Genomic DNA, 6,735 nt, shown 5'->3' on the forward strand with positions numbered 1-6,735 from the left:
CGAGGCTCCCTTAATGACTGGGCGTGAGCTGGGGTTGGGGATCGGCCTGGTCGCGGCGGCGCAGGCCGAGGATCAGGGCGGCGGCGACCAGGGTGGTGCCGGCGAGCAGATAGAGGCCGGCGCCGGGGTGGGCGAAGGTCACCTCGGCCCAGCGCTTGGCCAGGGGCGCGATGAAGCCGCCGATGGCGCCGCAGGTATTGATCAGGGCGATGCCGCCCGCGGCGGCGCTACCGCGCAACTGGTCGGACGGAAAGGTCCAGAACAGCGGCTGCACGGCGATGAAGCCGGCGGCGGCGAAGCACAGGGCGATCAGGGCATAGAGCGGCGAGAAGGTCACCGAGGCGGCGATGCCCAGACCGGAGATGGCCAGGGTGGCGGCGGCGGTGCGCCGGCGTTCGCCGGTGCGATCCGACCAGCTGGGGATCAGCCAGGCGGCGAGCAGGGCGCAGACCCAGGGAATAGCCGAGACCAGGCCGACCAGCAGCCCGACCTTCTGCCCGAGTAGCCCGGCCACCTGGGTCGGCAGATAGAAGACCACGCCATAGACGCTGGCCTGGATCAGCAGGTAGATGCTGCACAGCAGCAGGATGCGCGGCTGTCCGAGCAGGCGCAGCAGGCCGCCGTGGTGCGGCTTGGCGGCGTCCTCGGCGTCCAGCGCCTGCTGCAGCGTCTGCTTTTCTTCCGCACTCAGCCAACGGGCATCGCGCGGCCGATTGTCCAGGTAGAACCAGGCCCAGACACCCACCAGGCTGGCCAGTAGCCCTTCGACCAGGAACATCCACTGCCAGCCGTGCAGACCGCCGAGGCCGTCGAATTCCAGCAGCAGGCCCGACAGCGGACTGCCGAAGATGAAGGCCAGGGGTGCGCCGAAGTAGAAGAAGCCCAGTGCTCGGGCGCGGTAGCGCGAGGGGAACCAGTAGGTGAGGTAGAGGATGACGCCCGGGAAGAAGCCGGCTTCGGCCACCCCGAGCAAGAAGCGCAGCACATAGAAGGCCGTCGCCGTGTGGGCGAACATCATGGCGGCGGAGATCAGACCCCAGCTGACCATGATCCGGCACATCCACAGCCGGGCGCCGACGCGGTGCATGATCAGGTTGCTGGGAATCTCGAGAAAGGCGTAGCCGACGAAGAAGACCCCGGCGCCAAAGGCGAAGGCCGCGTCGGAGATGCCGGTGTCGGCCTGGAAGGCGACCTTGGCGAAACCCACGTTGGCCCGGTCGAGAAAGGCCATGACGTACATCAGCAGCAGGAAGGGCAGCAGGCGCCGGGTGACCTTGGCGACCAGCCCCGGTGACAGGATGGTGTGCATGGCGATCTCTCTTGTTGTTGTGATTCGGCCACGGCTCAAGGTAGTCGCAGTTGCAATGCCTGGATAATCGCTTTTTGTTTAGGACCGATACCCTTAAGGTATCGATTCGTGCGCGGGGCTTGGCCAGAGCCTTCCCGCCCTGCAGGACCCGCCGCCGCTCGCCCCATCAGGACGCCGCCGATGAACGCTTCCCCCCATGCCCGCGCGCTGTTCAGTCGCCTGCGCTACAAGCACCTGCTGATGCTGGTGACCCTGGCCGGCACCCGCAATCTGCACCGCGCCGCGGAAGCCCTGCACATGTCCCAGCCAGCCACCACGCGGATGCTGCAGGACGTCGAGGAAGCCTTTGGCTGCGCGCTGTTCGAACGCCAGGCGCGCGGCCTGAAGCCCACGGCGCTGGGGGCAGAGATCCTGGAGTTCGCCCGTCGCGCCCTCAATGGCCTGGATCGCTGCGCCGAAGACCTCGATGCGCGGCGCTCCGGTGGCTATGGGCATCTGGCGGTGGGCGCCATCATGGGCGCCTTGCCCGATCTGGTGGTGCGGGCCATCGCCGAGAGCAAGGCGCGCCAGCCGGGCCTCCAGCTACGCATCCTCGGCGACACCAGCGACCAGCTCACAGAGCTGCTGGAGCAGGAGCGGATCGATGTGGCCATCGCCCGTTTCACCCAGCCGGCCGATCTCGGTCGCTTCACCTTCGAGCCCCTGGGCAACGAGCACCTGGCGGTGGTGGTGCGCACCGGGCATCCGCTGGCCGGGCGCGCCGCGCCCGATCTGGCCGAACTGGTGGCCGAGTGGCCGTGGATCCTGCAGCCCGAGGCCAGTCCGGCCCGGGTGGCGCTGGAGGCCGCCTTCGCCCGGCGCCAGTTGCCACCTCCTGCGGACGTCATCGAATGCGGCTCGGTGTTCGCCATGCTGCAGCTGGTACAGATCACCGACGCCATCCTGGTGCTGACCGAGGCGGTGGTGCGCGATCACCTGCGTACCGGGCTGATGGTCTCGCTCGACCTGGAGATCACCGAACCCCTGACGCCCTTCGGTATCCTGCTGCGCAAGGGGCAGGTACCCAGCGCGGCCCTGGAAGGCTTTCTCGGCCTGCTCAGGCAGCAGGCCGCTGGCGCCGCGGCCTGAACGAGACGGGGGACGCCGCCGGCTGTGCACGGCGAGAAATATTTTCGCTACGCCTGTTGTTTCTTCCCTGAAAAATCAGTATCTTAGCGGCCGCTGGTGCAGAGAACCCCGCTGAACAGGTTCTCGGCAAGTGCCAGCAGGATGCCGCAAGGCTTCCATGCGCAGCGGTAGTTCAGTCGGTTAGAATACCGGCCTGTCACGCCGGGGGTCGCGGGTTCGAGTCCCGTCCGCTGCGCCACCTACCACCCGCGAGCTCTGGCTCGCGGGTAGCGAAAGAAGCGGCCCTCGAGGCCGCTTTTTTTCGTCCTGCACCTTTGTCGCCAAGTCTTGCCGCCAGGAAACCCCCGACGCTTCGTTAGTCTCCAATGGCCTAACGTCGATGCGTAGGAGTGGCCATGAAGATCGCCTGTCTGGGTTGGGGGTCGTTGATCTGGAAGGCGGCGGAATTGCCGGTCGCCTCGGACTGGTTCGAGGACGGCCCCAGGTTGCCCATCGAATTCGCCCGGGAAGGTGACAGCGGCGAGTTGGCCACGGTCATCTGTGACGGTGTGGCCGAGGTCCAGGTGCTCTGGGCCTATCTGGCGGTCGACACCCTGGAAGAAGCGCGCGACGCCCTGCGTGAGCGCGAGGGGGTGCCAAGAGAGCAGCCCGAATGCATCGGCAGCTGGCCGAGTGGTCCGCATTCGCCCTTTCAGCCGCGCATCGCCGCCTGGGCCGCGGAGCAGGGCGTCGACGCCGTGGTCTGGACGGCCTTGCCGCCGCGCAGTGGTGGTCTGAATCAGCGCATGCCCACGGCGGCCGAAGCGCTCCACTATCTGCGCACCCTCGATCACGAGCGGCAGGCCCATGCGCGGGACTATATCCGGCGCACGCCCGTGGCCATAGATACCGAATACCGCCGGGTAATAGCCCAGACCTTCAACTGGCAGCCCCTGCCCGAAGCCCAGCCAGACCTGGACGCCTCGGCCTGAGGCGCATGCCAGAGCGTCTAGCCAGGTCCAAGCCTGGAAGTTTTGCCAACTTCTGCATGATTATGCAGTTTAGTTGAGCGTTCTTACTTGGCTGGCTGTTCTTTGATGGCTTCGGTTACTACCGGGTAACTTGCGAAGAGGCCTCGCAAGACCTTGTTGGCGCCAATCCGCGGCCTGGCTTAAGGTTTTCTTAATATTCAAACTTGCAGACACAAGAAGTGGCCTCTATTTTTTCAAAAGGATTACTTGTCGCTGGCATCCGGGGCATCAATCCTTTATTGTCGCGTGCAACTTTCGCCCGCGGGCGAAGTTTCCACCCGCTTTTTCAAATAGCCCTCAGGAGTGCCCATGTCCCGTCTCGCCGAATTCCGTGCCGCCGAAGAGCAACTTCGCGCCCAATTGCAGCTGCTCGAAGATCTCAAGCAGGACAGTTCCCTGCAAAAAGAAATCGAATTCGAAAGTAAGCTCCAGGCCCTGATGGATGAATACCACATGAACCTGGGCGATATCATCGGCATCCTGGATCCCAACGCTGCCCCCAAGCACAAGGCGCAGACGCCGCATCCGGAAAAGCCGGCAGGCAAGCGTCGTCCGCGCAGCACCAAGCGTTATCAGCATCCCAAGACCGGCGAAATCATCGAAACCAAGGGCGGCAACCACAAGTTGCTCAAGGCTTGGAAAGCCGAACACGGCGCCGATACCGTGGAAGGCTGGTTGCAGTAACGTCTCGACGGGATTCCAGTCGGTAGTCGTGCAAGGCGAGTCTACCGACTGGAATCTTTTCCCACCGCTGCAGCCTCTTCACCTCGCGCACTTCCGCCCTCTTCAAGTCCTTACCAGGGACGAATATGTTCCAGGCAGCTGCTCTAGCTGCAATCACCCCCGCATTCATCATATCTTTTAGTCGCCTCCAGGCTCATAAGAAAGGCCAGTGCCATTCAGACTTATGCAGAGGGTCTAGGGTGCGGGGATAACGGCGAAGGCGGCTTGTTTCCGCACTGGATAAGCGGCATTCAGCCCAGCAAGGCTAACCTTCGGCGCGCAGGCGATAACCCACGCCGGGCTCCGTGACGATATAGCGCGGTGCTACCGGATCGTCCCCGAACTTCTGTCGGAGATGGCCAATCACGATGCGCAGATAATGACTGTCCTGCGCATGGGTCGGGCCCCAGATATCGATCAGCAATTGCCGCTGGGTCACCACCCGTCCCGGATGTTGGGCGAGGGCGGCCAGCACGGCGTATTCCTTGCGCGTCAGGGCCACTTCGCTGCCGCCCAGTGTGACCCGGCGATAGGCGAAATCCACTTTAAGATCGCCAACCTCCAGCGCCGCCACCTGCTGGCTCGCCGTGGCCGAGGTCTGGCGCAACAGGGCGCGACTGCGCGCCAGGAATTCCTGGATACCGAAGGGCTTGGTCACGTAGTCGTTGGCGCCGGCATCCAGGGCGCGGACCTTCTCGCGCTCGTCCGCCCGCACCGACAGCACCAGCACCGGCACCGCGGACCATTCGCGCAATTCGACCAGCACCTCCTGGCCGTCGCGATCGGGCAGACCCAGGTCGAGAATCACCAGGTCCGGCTGGCCCAACGCCGCCTGGGCCAGGCCTTCGGTGCCGGTGGCGGCTTCGCTGACCTGGTAGCCCTGGGCCGCGAGACTGATGCGCAGGAATTTGCGGATCTGGGGTTCATCGTCGATGACGAGGACGTGAGCGGGCATCTGAACGGGTTCCACACGAGAGGGCGTCATCATAGCCGCTGCGGCTGCCGCATGAGCCAGTCTTATGCCGCCGGAGGAGCGGGCAGCGGCAGGTGCATGCGCATCGTGGTGCCGCGACCGTCCAGGCCGTCTTCCACGCTGACCCGTCCGCCATGGGCGCCAACCATGCCCTGGCAGATCGCCAGACCCAGACCGGTACCCTGGCCACCGCGATCGCCGCGCGCCGCGGTATAGAACATGTCGAAGATCCGCGTGCGATCCTCGGGCGGAATGCCCGGGCCTTCGTCGGCCACGGCCAGCTGCAGTTCATTGCCCTGGCGCAGCAGGCTGATCTCCAGCCGCCCGCCGGGTGCGGAGAAGCGGATGGCGTTCTCCAGTACATTGACGAGCGCCTGTTCGATCAGCGCCGGATGAACCCAGAGCAGCGGCAGACCCGGCTCGATCCGGGTGGCTACCCGCAATCCCGTCAGCAGCGGCTGCAGGCGTTGCAGGGCACTGGCGAGGATGTCGCCGGGGTCGACCCAGTCCCGCGCCAGCTGCAGGCTGCCGTGGCCGAGGCGGGTCATGTCCAGCAGATTCTGGATATAGCGGTCTAGGCGTTCGGCCTCCTGGCGGGTGGCCTCCAGCAACTCCTGGCGATCGCTGGCGGGTATGGCTTCGCCCAGGGTAGCCAGGGCATCGATGGAGCCGCGCATCACCGTCAGCGGTGTGCGCAGGTCGTGGGACACCGAGGCGAGCAGGGCGCTGCGCAACTGTTCGGTCTCGCCGTGCAGCCGTGCGGCCTCGAGATCCTCGCTGAGGCGGACCCGGGCCAGGGCCTGGGCCAGCGGCTGCGCCAAGCTGGCCAGCTGGCGACGCTCGGCGTGATCCAGCGGCTGGCCGTCGTCACGCCGTATGCCGAGCACGGCCAGGCTGCCGCCCTCGCCGAGCAGCGGCCACCACCACCAGCCGCCGGAGGGCAGGGTATCGGTGCCGCGCCCCGCTGGCTTTTCCTGCTTCCAGGCCCATTCCGCGGCGATGCGTTCGTTGTCGGCCAGGTGCAGATCGCCCGGTTGGCTCACCAGCTGCCCCGCCTTTTCCGGCAACAGCAGGCAGACGTGGCGCGTGGCGTCGCCCAATTGCTTGAGGGTGACGCTCGCCACCGCCTGACGATCGCTGGCAGCGCTCAGCTGGCGGGTGAAGTCCAGCAGCGCCAGGGTCTCGCGCTGGGTCCGGCGCAGCGCCTGCAGCTGGCGCCGCTGACGGGCGGCCAGGTCGCCGGTGAGCAGGGCCATCAGCAGAAAGAAGGCCAGGGTGAGGACGTCCTGCTCGCGGTTGATGGTCAGCGAGAAGGCCGGCGGGATGAACAGGAAATCGTAGGCAAGAAAGCCCAGCAGGGCGCAGAACAGCGCCGGACCGCGACTGCTGCGGACCGCCACCAGCAGGACGGCGGCCAGAAAGATCAGCGAAATATTGGGCAGTTCCAGCAGTCCGGACAGGCCTTCGGCGATGGCCGCGGCCACAGCGGTCGCCAGGACGGCGGCGCCATAGGGGCCGGGCTTGATGGCTCGGCGCGGGTCGCCAAGCTGGCGCTGCTCGGCGCCGTCACCCCGCTGTTCGGGCAGAAGCCG

6 protein-coding genes and 1 tRNA gene are annotated in these 6,735 nt (G+C 66.0%); 4 read left to right on the forward strand and 3 right to left on the reverse strand.

Annotation, left to right across the window (positions count from 1 at the left end; genetic code table 11):
• Window positions 1–10 precede the first annotated feature (10 nt).
• Entirely contained in the window at window positions 11–1,309 is a 1,299-nt protein-coding gene (locus OXS31_RS07365; protein ID WP_267398557.1) for an MFS transporter, read from the reverse strand.
• 180 nt (window positions 1,310–1,489) lie between these two features.
• Here OXS31_RS07365 and OXS31_RS07370 point away from each other — a divergent pair, with 180 nt between their 5' ends.
• The 4 genes from OXS31_RS07370 to OXS31_RS07385 all read left to right on the forward strand — a co-directional run bounded on the left by OXS31_RS07370 (window position 1,490) and on the right by OXS31_RS07385 (window position 4,131).
• Window positions 1,490–2,437 carry a LysR family transcriptional regulator gene (locus OXS31_RS07370; protein WP_267398559.1) on the forward strand — a complete coding sequence of 316 codons (948 nt, stop codon included), beginning with the start codon at window positions 1,490–1,492 and terminating at the stop codon, window positions 2,435–2,437.
• A 161-nt stretch (window positions 2,438–2,598) separates the two neighbouring features.
• Window positions 2,599–2,675, forward strand: a tRNA-Asp gene (locus tag OXS31_RS07375).
• Between the two features lie 157 nt (window positions 2,676–2,832).
• Window positions 2,833–3,408, forward strand: a complete 576-nt coding sequence (locus OXS31_RS07380; RefSeq protein WP_027599529.1) for a hypothetical protein — start codon at window positions 2,833–2,835, stop codon at window positions 3,406–3,408.
• 348 nt (window positions 3,409–3,756) lie between these two features.
• Window positions 3,757–4,131, forward strand: a complete 375-nt coding sequence (locus tag OXS31_RS07385; protein ID WP_007158514.1) for a histone-like nucleoid-structuring protein, MvaT/MvaU family — start codon at window positions 3,757–3,759, stop codon at window positions 4,129–4,131.
• Window positions 4,132–4,435: 304 nt separating this feature from the next.
• On the opposite strand, the gene OXS31_RS07390 is transcribed toward OXS31_RS07385, so the two are convergent.
• The gene (locus OXS31_RS07390) at window positions 4,436–5,125 is read right to left on the reverse strand and encodes a response regulator (RefSeq protein WP_027599528.1); all 690 of its coding nucleotides are present in this window, start codon (window positions 5,123–5,125) and stop codon (window positions 4,436–4,438) included.
• 62 nt (window positions 5,126–5,187) lie between these two features.
• Window positions 5,188–6,735, reverse strand: a 1,548-nt coding sequence (locus OXS31_RS07395) for a DUF4118 domain-containing protein (protein WP_267398570.1), incomplete at its 5' end; no start/stop codon positions are given.

The sequence above is a fragment of the Pseudomonas sp. GM_Psu_1 genome, assembly GCF_026544185.1.
Classification (GTDB): Bacteria; Pseudomonadota; Gammaproteobacteria; order Pseudomonadales; family Pseudomonadaceae; genus Chryseomonas; species Chryseomonas oryzihabitans.